A 15178-nucleotide genomic window follows, 5' to 3' on the forward strand; every position below is an offset into this window, starting at 1 on the left:
CTCCTCACCATATGAGGATTCGGCGCCACTGCGTACAGGTGCGGGAGCAGTAGCGAGTGCGGACGGCGCCCAGGAAAGAGGCGAACCTCACGTCTCCCACCGGCATCAGGGGCATCAGCACACGAAGGCGCACGTTTCGGGGGGCGCGCTGTACATATATCTATGCGCCGGTAGCTCACGCCGTGGCGCGCATCCCCCGTGAAGGTGAGTTGAGACCTCTTCGAGACCTCGCGCACTTGGCAGGCCCATACGCGTCGACAAGTCACGTCTTACTATTGGATCAGTCAACTGCCTTGCTTTCGCAGGAAGTTGACCCTCTACGACCATGCAGAAACGTGCCTGTCAACGCGTGCATATGCGTCCGCACTACCCCACCGCATGAGCCCTACTATCGGCTCGCCATGACAGCAGCAGGGAAGCACCAGGTGAGCCGCGCGGAAACCTCACGGCGAGGCAGCCGGCCGGGCCGGGCAGGCATCAGAGACGTCGCCGCCGCCGCCGGGGTCTCCATCACGACCGTGTCCGACGCCCTCAACGGCAAGGGACGGCTCCCGGATGCCACCCGGCGCCACGTCCGCGAGGTCGCCGACCGCCTGGGATACCGACCGTCCGCCGCCGCCCGAACCCTCCGTACCGGCAAGTCGGGCCTGATCGGCCTGACCGTCACGACGTACGGGGATGAACCTTTCACCTTCACCGAGTTCGCCTACTTCGCCGAGATGGCCAGAGCCGCCACCTCTGCCGCGCTGGCCCGCGGCTACGCCCTGGTCATCCTGCCCGCCACCTCCCGCCACGACGTATGGTCCAACGTCGCCCTGGACGGCACGGTCGTCATCGACCCCTCCGACCAGGATCCGGTCGTCGGCGAACTCGTCCGACAGGGGCTGCCGGTCGTCTCCGACGGCCGCCCGGTCGGCTCCCTCCCCGTCACCGCCTGGGTGGACAACGACCACGAGGCCGCCGTACTCGGCATCCTCGACCACCTCGCCGACGCCGGCGCCCGCCGCATCGGCCTGCTCACGGGCACCACGACGGACACGTACACCCACCTGTCGACCTCGGCGTACCTGCACTGGTGCGAACGGGTCGGCCAGGATCCGGTCTTCGAGTCCTACCCCGCACATGACCCGTGCGCGGGCGCCGTCGCCGCCGACCGGCTGCTCGCCCGTCCCGACCGGCCCGACGCGGTCTACGGTCTCTTCGACCCCAACGGCACCGACCTGCTCGCCGCCGCCCGGCGCTACGGCCTCCGGGTCCCGGACGATCTGCTGCTGGTGTGCTGCAGCGAGTCCACCGTGTACGCCAGCACCGAGCCGTCCATCACCACGCTCTCGCTCAAGCCGCGCCGCATCGGCACCGCCGTCGTCCAGCTCCTCATCGACGCCATCGAGGGCGTCGAGTCCGATCACCCGGTCGAGCAGGTGATACCGACCGAGCTGATCGTGCGCTCGTCCTCCCAGCGGCGGCCCCCGCGCACGACGGTCAGCCCGCCGCGGACCCCGGACGACACGTAGCACCGTGCCCCGCACCTGCCGGTGCGGGGCACGACCGGTGCGGCACGGGGGGCGGTGAACCGCGGTCCGGCCGGTCGACCGCCGGCCGAACACCGGTCCAAACGGGGCGAAAGCCGCAGTGAACTGGAGTCTTGTTCCGATTCACCACCCCTGGGTCATCACACGGCGCTACGCGCATTCCTATGATGGGCCCACGACACCGCGGACCGCTGCGACCAGGCAGTCCGAAGGGGTGCAGATGCGGCGCGATGGTGGAGGGGTCTGATGACTCAGGGGGCCGGTCAGGGACCCGAGGCGGAGCGGACAGCGACGCTGCGCGACTTCCGGGTACCCGCGTACGTCCACGAGACCGGTCCGTACGTCAGCAGCGTCCACCCCGGCGACGCCCTCCCGGCCGCCGACGAGGCGTACCCCGAGGGCTACACGCCCACCCAGCGCGACCTGCCCGTCATCAACCGCGGTGACACCGTCCAGGTCCGCGTCGAGGCCGCGCCCGCGGCTCCGGTCCCGCAGCCCGCGACCGGCCCTGGACCGCTCTACGTCGTTGGCGACGTGCACGGCTATCTGGACGAGCTGGAGGCCGCCCTGCGGGAGCAGGGGCTGATCGACGACTCGGGGCAGTGGTGCGCCGGCACCACCCGGCTGTGGTTCCTCGGCGACTTCACCGACCGCGGCCCGGACGGGATCGGCGTCATCGACCTGGTCATGCGGCTGTCCGCCGAGGCCGCCGCGGCCGGCGGCTACTGCAAGGCCCTCATGGGCAACCACGAGCTGCTGCTGCTCGGCGCCAAGCGCTTCGGCGACACCCCCGTCAACTCCGGCGCGGGCACCGCCACCTTCCAGGCGGCCTGGCTGCTCAACGGCGGCCAGAAGACCGACATGGACCGGCTCCAGGACCACCACCTGCAGTGGATGGCCCGCCTCGACGCCGTCGAGGAGGTCGACGGGTATCTGCTGCTCCACTCCGACACCACGGCCTACCTCGACTACGGCGACTCGATCGAGGCGGTCAACGACACCGTCCGCGAGACGCTGACGCGTAACGACGCCGACGAGGTCTGGGACCTGTTCCGCAAGTTCACCAAGCGCTTCTCCTTCCGGGACGAGGGCGGCGCCGACGCCGTGCGCTCCCTCCTCGATACGTACGGCGGCACCCGGGTCGTTCACGGGCACAGCCCCATTCCCTACCTGCTCGGCGAGGTCGGCTCCGAGGAGGGCGAGGAGAGCACGGGTCCGGTCGTCGAGGGACCGCACGTCTACGCCGACGGACTCGCCATCGCCATGGACGGCGGAGTGACCATGGCCGGAAAGCTGCTGGTCCAGCAACTCCCGCTGGATAACTGACCGTTCCGGGGGCAGGCGTCCTCCGGCGGCGTTCGCGCAGGCCGGGACGCAATTTCCGGCAATCCCCTGTCACCACGCGCCGTCACGGCTCTACCATCGGCTTATCCGTAGCAGGCTCCCCTCCGTTTCTGCCCGACGGCTCGCCGGCGTGCGAGCCCCAAGCCCTACGGAGCACCGGGGGATGCACATGAACAGCGTTCCGCAGCATCTGCAGAGCGAGGACCGCCTGGAATTCGAGCGGCTCCTCGACGAGGCGCTGCGCTCCGCACCACACCGACCGGAACTGGCCGCCGTCGGCGAGCGGCTCAACACCGAGCAACTGCGCACCATGGCACTCAACGCCTCCGCCCTGATCACGGCAGCCGCGGCGGCCGAGTACCAGCACTACGTCCAGGTCCGTGACGAGCTGCGCCATCCGGCGCTGTCCGTCCCGCCGGCCGCGGACAACTCCGATGCCGCCGGCCCCGGTTCGGCTGCGGCGGATCTCGCCACGACCCTCGGCGAGGCCGCCGAGAGCACCGGCGCGGGCGCCATCGCGGTCATCGCCGTCCTGGCCCCCGTCCTCTCCGGGATGGCCGCGGCGATCTTCCTGCTCGTCGGCTACATCCTGAAGATGCTGAGCCCCGGTGAGATGCTCGCCCGGACCCTGCTCACCACCGGCTGGGTGTTCGGCGCCATCACCGCGGTGGCGATCCTCGTGGCCGCCGTCGGGCTGGTGCTCACCGCGCTGCGCAACAGCACCGCGGCGGACGCCCGGACACAGGCCGCCGCGAGCGAAGAGCTGGCCAGGGCCAGAGATGCCTGGCGGGACGCTCTGCTGGGGCGCGGCATTCTGCCCTTCCTCCGGGAGGCGCTGGCCGCGGCCGACTCGCCGGCCGTTCCTCACCCGGCTCCACCCCCATCGACCGGCCGCATGCCGCGCCTGGGCTACGACCGCCCCGGCTTCAGCAGCCCCGACGACGGCACCGCGTCCGGCCGCCCGCGCTACACCAGCCCCGACTACACCAGCCCGGACTTCGGCGGCCCGGAGCACCAGCCCGACTAGCGCGCCCGGCGAGCCGAGCGGCCGGGCGGTGTGGTGATGCCACCACCCCGGCCGGCCGCGAGCCCGCGCGCCGCGTCCGCCGGCTCACCGGCCGGCGCGGCGCGTCCACCGCACGTGGTTCAGTCGGCGATCGGCAGATACACCCGGTTGCCGGCCTCCGCGAACTCCTTCGACTTCTGGGCCATGCCCTCCTCGACCTCGGCCCGGCTGCCGCCGTGCTCCCTCCGGATGTCCTGCGAGATCTTCATGCTGCAGAACTTCGGACCGCACATGGAGCAGAAGTGGGCCGTCTTGGCGGGCTCCGCCGGCAGGGTCTCGTCGTGGAACTCCCGTGCCGTCACCGGGTCCAGGGCGAGGTTGAACTGGTCCTCCCACCGGAACTCGAAGCGGGCGTCGGACAGCGCGTCGTCCCACTCCTGCGCACCCGGGTGCCCCTTGGCGAGGTCCGCCGCGTGCGCGGCGATCTTGTAGGTGATCACGCCGGTCTTGACGTCGTCCCGGTTGGGCAGGCCCAGGTGCTCCTTGGGCGTGACGTAGCAGAGCATCGCCGTGCCCCACCAGGCGATCATCGCGGCGCCGATACCGGAGGTGATGTGGTCGTAGGCCGGCGCGATGTCCGTGGTCAGCGGGCCGAGCGTATAGAACGGGGCTTCATCGCAGATCTCCTGCTGAAGGTCGATGTTCTCCTTGATCTTGTGCATCGGGACATGGCCCGGGCCCTCGATCATGGTCTGTACGTTGAAACGCTTGGCGATCGTGTTGAGTTCCCCGAGCGTGCGCAGCTCCGCGAACTGCGCCTCGTCGTTGGCGTCCGCGATCGACCCCGGCCTGAGACCGTCGCCCAGCGAGTACGTGACGTCGTAGGCGGCGAGGATCTCGCACAGCTCTTCGAAGTTCTCGTACAGGAACGATTCCTTGTGGTGCGCCAGGCACCATGCGGCCATGATCGAGCCGCCGCGCGAGACGATGCCGGTCTTGCGGTTGGCGGTGAGCGGGACGTACGGCAGCCGGACGCCCGCGTGGACGGTCATGTAGTCCACGCCCTGCTCGGCCTGCTCGATGACGGTGTCCTTGTAGATCTCCCAGGTCAGTTCCTCGGCCTTGCCGTCGACCTTCTCCAGCGCCTGGTAGAGCGGCACCGTACCGATGGGGACGGGGGAGTTGCGCAGCACCCACTCGCGGGTGGTGTGGATGTTGCGGCCGGTGGACAGGTCCATGACCGTGTCGGCGCCCCAGCGGGTCGCCCAGGTCATCTTCTCGACCTCTTCCTCGATGGAGGACGTCACCGCGGAGTTGCCGATGTTGGCGTTCACCTTCACCAGGAACCGCTTGCCGATGATCATCGGTTCGATCTCCGGGTGGTTCACATTGGCCGGCAGCACGGCCCGGCCCGCCGCGATCTCCTCCCGCACCACCTCGGCCGGAACGTTCTCCCGGACGGCCACGAACTCCATCTCGGGCGTGATCTCGCCCCGGCGGGCGTACGCGAGCTGGGTCACCGCCTGCCCGCCCCGGCCCCGCCGCGGCTGACGCGGGCGGCCGGGGAAGACCGCGTCCAGGTTCCGCAGGCCGCCGCGCGGCGAGGTGTGCTTGATCCCGTCGTCCTCGGGGCGGACCGGACGGCCCGCGTACTCCTCCGTGTCGCCGCGGGCGACGATCCAGTTCTCCCGCAGCGGCAGCAGGCCCCTGCGGACGTCCGTCTCGACGAGAGGGTCGGTGTACGGGCCCGAGGTGTCGTACAGCGTGACCGACTGCCCGTTGGTGAGATGCACCTGACGGACCGGCACCCGCAGGTCGGGGCGCGAGCCCTCGACATACGCCTTGTGCCAGCCGATGGACTTCCCGGCCTCCTGGGACTTCTCGTCCTGGACGGAGGCAGGCGTGCGTGCGTCCTTGTTGGTCATGAGACCTACTCCCTACGCCGGCATTACCCGGTAACAGGTTCAGCGGTCGACGCAGCGGCTTCCGTCTGGCGAGGTTTCCTGTGGAACATCGTTCGTTCCACGTGAAACATCGCGTCTACGGAGGTCAGCGCCCTCTCAGCCCGGTGCTCCGAGCTCCCGCGTGTGCAAAGGTGCCTCCACGCTAGCGTCATGTGTGGCGCGGTGAACAGTGGGCCCCCGCCGTTCTTGCGATGATCTGGCGGTGACCAGGATGGAGCAGTATCCCCAGCAGCCACCCGAGCCACTCCGCCGAGACGGCTCGGGACAGGGCGGCGCACACGGCCACGGAGCCCCGGCGGGCGGCCGTGACACCGGTCCTGGGCACGGGCACGGCCACAGTCACAGTCACAGCCACGGTCCCGCGGCTCCTGTCTCCAAGCACCTGCGCAAGGTCATCGCCGCGGTACTGGTCCCCTTCACCGCCGCGGTCCTGGTCGGCCTCGTGGTGCTCTGGCCCGGGGAGGCCCCGTCCCACAAGCGCACCGGCGTCGGCTTCGACCGGCAGACCCAGCAGGCAACGGTCACCCAAGTCGTCGAGGTCAGCTGCAAGTCGGTCAACGCCTCCGGCGGCACCCCGACCGGCGACACCTCCACCGCCGAGGGCACCTCGGCCCAGCAACAGGCCGACGGAGACTGCAAGAAGGCGACCGTCCGGGTCGACACCGGCAAGGACAAGGGCCGTACGTTCACGGAGATCGTGCAGCCGGACCAGTCGCGCCAGCTGCACCAGGGCGAGAAGGTCGTGGTCGCCTACGAACCCTCGGCCCCGAAGGAACTGCAGTACGCGGTGACCGATGTGAACCGGAAGTTCCCCATGGCTCTGCTCGCGGGGATCTTCGCGGTGGCCGTCGTCGTGGTGGGGCGGCTGCGCGGTGTCATGGCGCTGGTCGCGCTGGCCGTGAGCTTCCTGGTGCTGACGCTGTTCATCCTGCCCGCGATCCTCCAGGGATCGAACCCGCTGCTGGTGGCCGTGGTCGGGGCGAGCGCCATCATGCTGATCGCCCTGTACATGTGCCACGGCCTGTCGGCCCGGACCTCGGTGGCGGTGCTCGGCACGCTGATCTCCCTCGTGCTGATCGGGGTACTCGGCTCGCTGTTCATCGGCTGGGCCGCGCTGACCGGCAACACGGACGACAGCACCGGTCTGATCCATGGGCTGTATCCGTCGATCGACATGAGCGGTCTGCTGCTGGCCGGCGTCATCATCGGTTCGCTCGGTGTCCTGGACGATGTGACGGTCACCCAGACGTCGGCCGTGTGGGAGCTGCACGAGGCCAACCCGTCGATGGGCTGGCGCGGGCTGTACCGGGCGGGCATCCGCATCGGCCGCGACCACATCGCGTCCGTGGTCAACACCCTGGTGCTGGCGTACGCCGGTGCCGCGCTGCCGTTGCTGCTGCTGTTCTCGATCGCGCAGAGCAGCGTCGGGACCGTGGCCAACAGCGAGCTGGTGGCCGAGGAGATCGTGCGCACGCTGGTGGGCTCGATCGGTCTGGTCGCCTCGGTCCCGGTGACGACGGCGCTGGCCGCGCTGGTCGTGGCGGCCGACCGCCCCGGCCCGGACGCCGGGGCGGCGTCCGGGGCGCTGCCCGCGCCGGCGCGCGGCGGCCGGGGCCGGCGGCGCAAGCGGTGAGCACGGCGGGCTCCGGCGGGCCCGGCGCCCTCCGCAGAAGCGTTCCTGCATGATTTCGGGCAGTACGGCGGAGCGCCCGGCGCCCCGTCCCCCGGGACGTCAGCCGGCGCTCTGCTCCTCGGCCAGGATGCGGTCCAGGGCCTCCTCCAGATGGGCGTCGAAGTCGGCAAGCGCGGTCTCCTGGCCGAGCGGCACGAGCTTGTCCGTGCGGTCGAGGAAGGCCACGAGCGGCGGGGTCGACGAGCGGAACAGGGCCTGGTCGGTGCCGACCTGAAGCCGGATCAACACCTCGCCCAGCACCTCGGAATCGGCGGGGGAGATGCGCACATCCCCCTCCCCGCACGGACGTCCGACCCCGTCGATCAAAAGTTCCCGCCCGAAGGCCCAGGTCACAGGCGCGTCACCGGGCAGATGAAAAGTGAGCCGCACGGCATAGGGATCACTGGTCTCGTAGCGCAACTCCACCGGAATGCGGAAGGAGAGCTCCTCCGACACGAGAAAACTCATCATGACCTCTGCCTGTACGGACTCGCGCATTCTCTACCCCGTCATATGACATCGACTGGCCGGGATTGATCCCTCTCATCGTGGTCAAATCTTGCTGAAAGTACACGGGAGATCACAAGGAGTAAGTTTTCAGATACTGATAGAGAGGGTGAGCGACCCCAGGTGCCGCCCGATCTCCGCCTGCAGCCGACGGGCCGCGGGCAGCAGCCGGTCGGCCTCCTGGGCGGGCAGCGAGATGGCCATGGTGGCGGCGGTGGCGCCGACCGTGATCGGGACCGCGGCGCAGACCGTTCCCACGGCGTACTCCTGACGCTCCACCACCGGTTCCATGCGCCTCAGCCGGGTCAGCCTCCGCAGCAGCGCGTCGTTGTCCCGCACGGTGTACGGCGTGATGGGCTGCGCGGGATACCGGGCGAGGTGGTCGCGCCGCGCCTCCTCGTCCAGCTGGGAGAGCAGACACTGCCCGATCGCGTGCGCGTGGCCGGTCGCGCGGAAGTCCGCCCACTCCACGACGGCCGGTGCCTGACGGGAGTCGGAGACGCACATGACCTCGATCTCACCGTCCCGGTACATCGCGTAGTACACCGGCACACCGATGGAATCGCGCCAGTGTGCCAGCGTGTCCGCCACCGTGCTGCGACGTTTCTGCTGCGCTCCGCTGAGGCTCAGCCGCTCCGCCGCTTCCCCGAGGAAGAACAGCCCTTTCTCCCGGCGCAGATAGCCCTCGTACACCAGGGTGCGCAGCAGGTGGTACGTCGTGGGCAGGGCGAGGCCGGTCTCGCGGGCGAGTTGTTTGGCCGGGGCGCCGTAGGAGCGCCCGGCCACGGCTTCCAGCAGGCGCATCGCACGCTGGACGGATCCGATGAGCGTGGCGGTGGGCGAGGCGTCCGGCGGGTCGGTGGCGGGCGGCGGCCCGTCGCGGTCCGCGGGGTACGGAAGGCCGGGGAAGTCCGCGGTGTGCGGAGGGCGGGGGAAGTCCGTGGTGTGCGGGGGGCCGGGGAGGTCCGCCGCTGCCGCCCGTACCTGGCCGGGGACGGTCAGGGGGGAAACCGGCCGCTGGGCAGGGGGTGCGCAGGAGCGCGGTGGGGCGGGGGGTGCGTGGAGTTCTGCCGGTGCGGTGTCAACCGTGGCCAAGGGGTACTCCCGAAGCGCGAGGGGGCAGCCCGTGCGGGGAAAGCGCACGGAGGGGGGATCTGCGCCACCCACGGGGCCGGACCCCGTGGAACGTTCCGGACTCTAACCGCCTGCCACCGCGTGCAGACGGCTCCAGGAGAAACTTCCCTCCCCCGAGGGAACCGGCGCTCCCGTCATCGGTCACCGGTTCCCCGGTGCCTCACCAGTCGCCGCGTGACGAGGAGCTCGTCCTGAACTTGCGCACGACATAGATCAGTCCGCCGACCAGGGCGACGAAGACCAGTGCCTTGAACAGCAGGCCGATCACGAACTGGGCCACGCTCAGTATCAGGCCGCCGAACACGACCAGGGCGATGACCGGCACCGCGACCCACTTCACCCACCACGGCAGCCCCGCGAAGATCTCCCGCATCGCCTCGTCCTTCGGTCTCGTGCGTTGTTGTCGTTCCGCACCCGATGCTAGAGCCGCGGAGGGCCCCGGCGGGGACCTGGCACCCCCCGTCCTCCCCTGACCTGTCCCCTAGGGAACCCTGGGGTGCGGGCTCACGCCTCGGGCGGAGAGAACACCACGAGCACCCTGAGATCCTCGCTGATGTGGTGGAACTTGTGCGCGACACCGGCGGGCACGTACACGACGCTGCCCCGCGCCACCTGGGTCGTCTCCAGGCCGACCGTGATGGCGGCCCGGCCGCTGACCACGAAGTACACCTCGTCCTGGTTGTGCGGCTTCTGCGGGTCGTGCTCGCCCGCATCGAGCGCGTACAGGCCGACCGACATGTTCCGCTCGCGCAGGAACTGCAGGTAGGCACCCTCGTTGGCGGCGCGTTCCGCCTCCAGTTCGTCCAGCCGGAATGCCTTCATCGCCGCCGTCGCCCTCGCCTCGCCGCTCGCTGTTGCGCTGTTCGCCGTCACACCGCCCGCCACCGGCAGGACCGGTGGCGGCGGGGTCTGCCACGATCAGACACATGAAGAATTTCGTAGTCAAGACGATCGCCAACGCGGGCGCCCTGGCCGTCGCCGTGTGGCTGCTCGACAAGATCACACTGACCGGTGACAACACCGCCAAGAAGGCGGGCACGCTGATCGTCGTCGCGCTGGTCTTCGGCCTGGTGAACTGGCTGGTCAAGCCGATACTGAAGGTGCTCACCTTCCCCCTCTTCATCCTGACCCTGGGCCTGATCACCCTGGTCGTGAACGCGCTGATGCTGCTGCTGACCTCCTGGGTGTGCGGAAAGCTCGACCTGAGCTTCCACGTGGAGGGCTTCTGGACGGCCGTCCTCGGCGGTCTGATCGTCTCCGTCGTCTCCTGGGCGCTGCACGTCGTCCTGCCCGACGAGGACTGAGCCCGCCATGACCTACCGCGTCTGCTTCGTGTGCACCGGCAACATCTGCCGCTCCCCGATGGCCGAATCCGTCTTCCGCGCGCGCCTGGCGGAGGCCGGTCTCGAGAACGCGGTGGCGGCCGACAGCGCCGGCACCGGCAGCTGGCACGAGGGCGAGAGGGCCGACCCGCGCACCGTCTCGGTCCTGGCGGAGCACGGCTACGACAGCGAGCACGTCGCCCGTCAGTTCCAGCCGTCCTGGTTCGCGCGTCTCGACCTCGTGATCGCCCTCGACGCCGGCCACCTCGGCGCGCTGCGCCGGCTCGCGCCCACCGAGGAGGACGCGCGCAAGATCCGCCTGCTCCGCTCCTACGACCCCGCAGCCGGTGCCGACCTCGACGTACCGGATCCGTACTACGGGGGTTCGGAGGGCTTCGAGGAGTGCCTTGAGATGGTGGAGGCGGCGAGCGCCGGTCTGCTCACCGCGGTACGCGAGGAACTGGAGGGACGGGCCGCATGAGCGAGGGCACGGAGGACAGGGGCCGCACCGGCGACGGCACGCGCGCGGTCCGGGCGGGTCTGCCCGAGCCGGTCAAGCACGAGCCGACCCTGCCGGGCCCGGTGTTCGCGGCGCACTTCCATCTGCCCGGCGAGGTCTCCGGGCCGTATGCGTACGGCCGCGACGACAACCCGACCTGGACGCTGCTGGAACGGGCCGTGGGCGAGCTGGAGGCGCCCGGGTGCGAGGACGTCGAGACGCTGGTGTTCGCCTCCGGCATGGCGGCGATCTCCGCCGTGCTGTTCTCCCAGCTGCGCGCCGGGGACGCGGTCGTCCTGCCGTCCGACGGCTACCAGATCCTGCCGCTGGTCGGCGCCCAGCTGGAGGCGTACGGCATCGAGGTGCGCACCGCGCCGACCGGCGGTGACGCCCAGCTGGAGCTGCTCGACGGAGCGCGGCTGCTGTGGATCGAGTCCCCGTCCAACCCCGGGCTCGACGTGTGCGACATCCGGCGGCTGGCGAAGGCGGCACACGCGCGGGGCGCCCTGGTGGCCGTCGACAACACCCTCGCCACCCCGCTCGGGCAGCGCCCGCTGGAGCTGGGGGCCGATTTCTCCGTGGCCAGCGGCACCAAGCAGCTCACCGGGCACGGTGATCTGCTGCTGGGCTATGTCGCCGGCCGCGATGGCGAGGCGATGGCCGCCGTACGCCGCTGGCGCAAGATCGTCGGCGCGATCTCCGGGCCCATGGAGGCCTGGCTCGCCCACCGGTCCGTCGCCACGCTCCAGCTGCGCGTCGAGCGGCAGGACGCGACCGCCCTCGCCGTCGCGGAGGCGTTGCGTCACCGCCCCGAGGTGTCCGGCCTGCGCTACCCGGGCCTGCCCGACGACCCCTCGCACAAGGTCGCCGCGCAGCAGATGCGCCGCTACGGCTGTGTCGTCTCCTTCACGCTGCCCACGCGCGCGCGTGCCGAGCGTTTTCTCGCGGCCCTGCGCCTGGTGGAGGACGCGACGAGCTTCGGCGGGGTGCGGTCCACGGCCGAACGCCGCCGCCGCTGGGGCGGGGACGACGTGCCGGAGGGCTTCATCCGCATGTCCGTCGGCGCGGAGGACCCCGAGGATCTGATCGCCGACATCATGCGCGCCTTGGACGCGTCCGCCGACTGAGCCGACGGTCCGAGCCTCCCCCCCTCGTGGCTCGGACCGTCCACGGCCTTTCACGTGGGAAAGACCGCGTGGACAAGGCTAGTTGACTCTGTGTCAGTGTCCAATCACAGTAGCGACAGAGGGCTATCGACTTATTTATAGTTGGTGCCTGCCTGGGGGCCGGAGGGGGGCAGGAACAGGGAAGGACACGCCATGGATCTGGCCTTGCTGCGGACCTTCGTCACCGTGCACCGGGCCGGTTCCTTCACGCGTGCCGCCGCTCTGCTCGGCCTGTCCCAGCCCGCCGTCACCTCCCAGATCCGCACGCTGGAACGCCAGCTGGGCAGGCCCCTCTTTCTTCGTCAGGCGCGCGGGGTGACCCCGACGACCATCGGCGACGAACTCGCCCACAGAGCCGCACCGCATCTCGACGCCCTGGTGGAGATAGCCGAGAACGGCCAGGACGACGAATGCTCGATACGGACGCTGCATCTGGCGGGCCCCCCGGAGTTCACCGCCGAACGCGCGTTGCCCGCTCTCACCGAGCTGATCGGTGACGACGGCCAGGGCTTCGCGCTGCGCGTCTCCTTCGGCACGGCCGAGGAGGCGCTGGAGGGCCTGGCCTGCGGCCACCACGACCTGGCCATCAGCACGGCCCGGCCCCGCGGCGCCCTGCTCACCGCCACTCCGCTGTGCGACGAGGAGCATGTGCTGGTCGCGGCCCCGCGCTGGGCGGAGCGGATCGGCCCGGACACCGTGCGGCTGAAGGGCGCCCCGGCCCTGGAGCATCTGCCCGTCGTCGAGGTCCATGAGTCGCTGCCGTTCGTCTCGCGCTACTGGGCCTCCGTCTTCGACTCCCGCCCGGCCGCCACGGGCACGGTCATCGTCCCCGATCTGCGGGCCGCCCTCTCCTGTGCGATCGCCGGGGCGGGACTCGCGGTGCTGCCCCGCTATCTGTGTGCCCCGGCCCTGGACCACGGCGCGGTCGTGACCCTGCACGACCCCGTGGTCCCGCCGCTGCGCACCTACTTCCTGGTGGTACGCACCGGCACGCTCGCGATGCCCCCGATCGCGCGGGCCCATGAGTGGCTCCAGGCCGCCGCCACGACCTGGTGGTGACGCCCGCTGCGCGGGGGAGCACGCACTGCGCTCGCACCGTGGCGCTTTGCGATGTTTCACGTGGAACCAGTCGGGCCACATTTCTCCCATGACCGTCCGACCCGTGGTCAAGCGCACCGCCCGTGCCGTTCTGCTGGACGGTGACGACCTGATCTTGATCAAGCGCACCAAGCCCGGTGTCGATCCCTACTGGGTGACGCCCGGTGGCGGCGTCGAACCCGGGGACTCGACCGTCGTCGACGCCCTGCACCGTGAGGTGTACGAGGAGCTCGGCGCCAAGATCTCCGATGTGGTGCCGTGCTTCGTGGACACGGTGGAGCACATCGGCGAGGACGGCGGCGCGACCGGCGTGAAGGTGCAGCACTTCTTCGTGTGCCGGCTGGAGTCCCTGGACCCGGCCCTGCGCCATGGCCCCGAAGTGGACGAGCCGGCCGGTGAGTACGAGATCGTCCGTGTCCCGTTCACCCGCGTCGGCATCGCCTCGGTCCACCTCGTCCCGCTGTCCCTGCGCCATTACCTGGACGGGAACATCGAGGGGGTACGCGCCATGCACGCCCCCGACCTCGGGTGAACGGGATCAGTCCACGCCGACGAGCAGGTCCTCCACCGAGTCGTGCCGTATGCGGCTCGACGGGACACCGATGTCCCGGAGCATGTCGATGCCGTTGCGGATCATTCCGGGCGGTCCGGAGAGATAGGCGTCGTATTCGTTCCACGGGCCGTAGGCACGGACGGCGTCGGGGAGCTGGAGATGGGCCTGCTGGTCGATGACCGCCCGGACGGAGAGCCAGGGGTGGCTCTGCCGGAGCCTGAGCATGGTGTCGATGTCGTACAGGTCGTGGTCGGTGCGGGCCCCGTAGAAGACCTCGACCAGGCGGCGTTCGCCGCGCTCGGCGACATCCTCCACCAGGGCCTTGATGGGCGCTATGCCGGTGCCGCCGCCCAGGCAGAGCAGTCCGCTGTCGGAGCTGTGGTCGACGGTCATGGAGCCGGCCGGCGGGCCGAGTCGTATGACGTCCCCGGGCCGTGCCCGGTGCACCAGCGCATTGGACACCCAGCCGGCCGGGACGGCCTTCACATGGAACGTCAGCAGTCCGTCCGAGCGGGGCGCCGACGCGAAGGAGTAGTGCCGCCACACCCGTGGCCACCACGGGGTCTCCACGCTCGTGTACTGGCCCGCGAGGAAGGGATAGGGCTGGTCGGGACGGACGGTGAGGACCGCGACGTCCGGGGTCCGCAGATCGTGCGTGACCACCTCGGCCTGCCACCAGGCCGGTGCCCGCAGTTCGTCCGACGCCGCCGCGTCGATCATGACCTGGGAGATCGTCGTGTAGGCCCGCACCCAGGCAGCCTCGGTCTCCGCGTTCCAGACCGCCCCGGCGTACTTGCTCAACGCACCGATGAGGCATTCGCCCACGGCCGGGTAGTGCTCGGCACGCGTCCCGTACTTGCGGTGTCCACGGCCCAGGTTCCGCAGATAGTCGACGAGGACGGGGGTGTTGTCCAGGTGCTCGGCCGCCGTGAGCAGCGCCTTCAGCAGGCGGTCCCGCTGGGTGTCCATCGCGGCCGGGAACAGGGAGCGCAGTTCGGGGTGGCGGACGAAGAGGAGGGCGTAGAAGTAGGAGGTGACCTTGTCGGCGACCGGGCCGATCTCGCTCATCGTGCCGCGGATGAGGAGGGCGTCCGGAGAGCCCTCCTCCGCGGGCGGGGCCGGTCGCCGCACGGGACCGCTCGACGGGTCCGTGTCTCCCTGGTGGCCACCGAGGTCGCCTTGCCCAGGCGCGGAATCGGTGTGTGTTGCCTGGTCATCGTCCGGCGGCGGGGTCGATGACGCCTTGCGCGGCATGAACCAGCCGCCCCCGCCCGTCATGTCGTTCTCCCCCGACGTGGTGGTCGGAGCGTCCATGGTGTGCCCTCGCCTCGAACGTCTTTCGGTCGGTCTGCGCACCTTCCTTTTCGGAAGGCGCATGCTT

Annotated in this window: 15 protein-coding genes and 1 riboswitch; of the genes, 9 read left to right on the plus strand and 6 right to left on the minus strand. The window is 70.3% G+C overall.

The window, feature by feature from the left end:
• Nucleotides 1-401 precede the first annotated feature (401 nt).
• From ACF073_RS26530 to ACF073_RS26540, 3 genes are all read left to right on the plus strand, one after another.
• On the plus strand, nt 402-1514 hold the full coding sequence (locus ACF073_RS26530; RefSeq protein ID WP_392073879.1) for a LacI family DNA-binding transcriptional regulator: 1113 nt from the start codon (nt 402-404) through the stop codon (nt 1512-1514).
• Between the two features lie 264 nt (nt 1515-1778).
• Complete coding sequence (locus tag ACF073_RS26535) at nt 1779-2858, plus strand: metallophosphoesterase (RefSeq protein ID WP_392073880.1); 1080 nt, start codon at nt 1779-1781, stop codon at nt 2856-2858.
• Between the two features lie 181 nt (nt 2859-3039).
• Nucleotides 3040-3903 carry a hypothetical protein gene (locus tag ACF073_RS26540; protein ID WP_392073881.1) on the plus strand — a complete coding sequence of 288 codons (864 nt, stop codon included), beginning with the start codon at nt 3040-3042 and terminating at the stop codon, nt 3901-3903.
• Nucleotides 3904-4022: 119 nt separating this feature from the next.
• On the opposite strand, the gene thiC is transcribed toward ACF073_RS26540, so the two are convergent.
• A complete protein-coding gene (gene thiC, locus ACF073_RS26545; protein ID WP_392073882.1) occupies nt 4023-5807 on the minus strand; it encodes a phosphomethylpyrimidine synthase ThiC in 1785 nt (594 codons plus the stop codon).
• Nucleotides 5800-5977, minus strand: a riboswitch (TPP riboswitch). It overlaps the preceding gene by 8 nt.
• 80 nt (nt 5978-6057) lie before the next feature.
• Here thiC and ACF073_RS26550 point away from each other — a divergent pair.
• A complete protein-coding gene (locus tag ACF073_RS26550; RefSeq protein ID WP_392074019.1) occupies nt 6058-7479 on the plus strand; it encodes a YibE/F family protein in 1422 nt (473 codons plus the stop codon).
• Nucleotides 7480-7578: 99 nt separating this feature from the next.
• Here the strand turns inward: ACF073_RS26550 and ACF073_RS26555 are convergent, their stop codons facing one another.
• From ACF073_RS26555 to ACF073_RS26570, 4 genes are all read right to left on the minus strand, one after another.
• Nucleotides 7579-8016 (minus strand): SsgA family sporulation/cell division regulator, encoded by a 438-nt coding sequence (locus tag ACF073_RS26555; protein ID WP_392073883.1) that lies wholly within the window; start codon nt 8014-8016, stop codon nt 7579-7581.
• Nucleotides 8017-8115: 99 nt separating this feature from the next.
• Nucleotides 8116-9120 (minus strand): IclR family transcriptional regulator, encoded by a 1005-nt coding sequence (locus ACF073_RS26560; protein WP_392073884.1) that lies wholly within the window; start codon nt 9118-9120, stop codon nt 8116-8118.
• A 199-nt stretch (nt 9121-9319) separates the two neighbouring features.
• A complete protein-coding gene (locus ACF073_RS26565) occupies nt 9320-9532 on the minus strand; it encodes a DUF5326 family protein (protein ID WP_392073885.1) in 213 nt (70 codons plus the stop codon).
• A 131-nt stretch (nt 9533-9663) separates the two neighbouring features.
• Entirely contained in the window at nt 9664-9981 is a 318-nt protein-coding gene (locus tag ACF073_RS26570; RefSeq protein WP_392074020.1) for a cupin domain-containing protein, read from the minus strand.
• A gap of 104 nt (nt 9982-10085) precedes the next feature.
• Between ACF073_RS26570 and ACF073_RS26575 the strand changes: the two genes are divergently transcribed.
• From ACF073_RS26575 to ACF073_RS26595, 5 genes are all read left to right on the plus strand, one after another.
• Complete coding sequence (locus ACF073_RS26575) at nt 10086-10463, plus strand: phage holin family protein (RefSeq protein ID WP_392073886.1); 378 nt, start codon at nt 10086-10088, stop codon at nt 10461-10463.
• Nucleotides 10464-10470: 7 nt separating this feature from the next.
• Nucleotides 10471-10962: a low molecular weight protein-tyrosine-phosphatase gene (locus ACF073_RS26580; protein ID WP_392073887.1), complete on the plus strand. Its 492-nt coding sequence runs from the start codon at nt 10471-10473 to the stop codon at nt 10960-10962.
• Nucleotides 10959-12107, plus strand: a complete 1149-nt coding sequence (locus tag ACF073_RS26585) for a cystathionine gamma-lyase (protein WP_392073888.1) — start codon at nt 10959-10961, stop codon at nt 12105-12107. The genes ACF073_RS26580 and ACF073_RS26585 overlap by 4 nt, the downstream gene beginning before the upstream one ends.
• 192 nt (nt 12108-12299) lie before the next feature.
• Nucleotides 12300-13205, plus strand: a complete 906-nt coding sequence (locus ACF073_RS26590; protein WP_392073889.1) for a LysR family transcriptional regulator — start codon at nt 12300-12302, stop codon at nt 13203-13205.
• An 88-nt stretch (nt 13206-13293) separates the two neighbouring features.
• Nucleotides 13294-13776 carry an NUDIX domain-containing protein gene (locus ACF073_RS26595; protein ID WP_392073890.1) on the plus strand — a complete coding sequence of 161 codons (483 nt, stop codon included), beginning with the start codon at nt 13294-13296 and terminating at the stop codon, nt 13774-13776.
• 6 nt (nt 13777-13782) lie between these two features.
• Here ACF073_RS26595 and ACF073_RS26600 read toward each other — a convergent pair whose 3' ends face one another.
• Nucleotides 13783-15111, minus strand: coding sequence for a globin domain-containing protein (locus ACF073_RS26600; protein WP_392073891.1), 1329 nt, complete (start codon nt 15109-15111; stop codon nt 13783-13785).
• Between the last annotated feature and the right edge of the window lie 67 nt (nt 15112-15178).

The sequence above is a fragment of the Streptomyces sp. NPDC015171 genome (genome assembly GCF_043079545.1).
Taxonomy (GTDB): domain Bacteria; phylum Actinomycetota; class Actinomycetes; order Streptomycetales; family Streptomycetaceae; genus Streptomyces.

Bases quoted from the DNA above. Each gene is read 5' to 3' on its own strand.
- ACF073_RS26600 (WP_392073891.1), bottom strand. From the start codon at position 15,111: ATGGACGCTCCGACCACCACGTCGGGGGAGAACGACATGACGGGCGGG.
- ACF073_RS26595 (WP_392073890.1), top strand. From the start codon at position 13,294: ATGACCGTCCGACCCGTGGTCAAGCGCACCGCCCGTGCCGTTCTGCTG.
- ACF073_RS26540 (WP_392073881.1), top strand. From the start codon at position 3,040: ATGCACATGAACAGCGTTCCGCAGCATCTGCAGAGCGAGGACCGCCTG.
- ACF073_RS26555 (WP_392073883.1), bottom strand. From the start codon at position 8,016: ATGCGCGAGTCCGTACAGGCAGAGGTCATGATGAGTTTTCTCGTGTCG.
- ACF073_RS26530 (WP_392073879.1), top strand. From the start codon at position 402: ATGACAGCAGCAGGGAAGCACCAGGTGAGCCGCGCGGAAACCTCACGG.
- ACF073_RS26570 (WP_392074020.1), bottom strand. From the start codon at position 9,981: ATGAAGGCATTCCGGCTGGACGAACTGGAGGCGGAACGCGCCGCCAAC.
- ACF073_RS26585 (WP_392073888.1), top strand. From the start codon at position 10,959: ATGAGCGAGGGCACGGAGGACAGGGGCCGCACCGGCGACGGCACGCGC.
- ACF073_RS26535 (WP_392073880.1), top strand. From the start codon at position 1,779: ATGACTCAGGGGGCCGGTCAGGGACCCGAGGCGGAGCGGACAGCGACG.
- ACF073_RS26565 (WP_392073885.1), bottom strand. From the start codon at position 9,532: ATGCGGGAGATCTTCGCGGGGCTGCCGTGGTGGGTGAAGTGGGTCGCG.
- ACF073_RS26575 (WP_392073886.1), top strand. From the start codon at position 10,086: ATGAAGAATTTCGTAGTCAAGACGATCGCCAACGCGGGCGCCCTGGCC.
- ACF073_RS26590 (WP_392073889.1), top strand. From the start codon at position 12,300: ATGGATCTGGCCTTGCTGCGGACCTTCGTCACCGTGCACCGGGCCGGT.
- thiC (WP_392073882.1), bottom strand. From the start codon at position 5,807: ATGACCAACAAGGACGCACGCACGCCTGCCTCCGTCCAGGACGAGAAG.
- ACF073_RS26580 (WP_392073887.1), top strand. From the start codon at position 10,471: ATGACCTACCGCGTCTGCTTCGTGTGCACCGGCAACATCTGCCGCTCC.
- ACF073_RS26550 (WP_392074019.1), top strand. From the start codon at position 6,058: ATGGAGCAGTATCCCCAGCAGCCACCCGAGCCACTCCGCCGAGACGGC.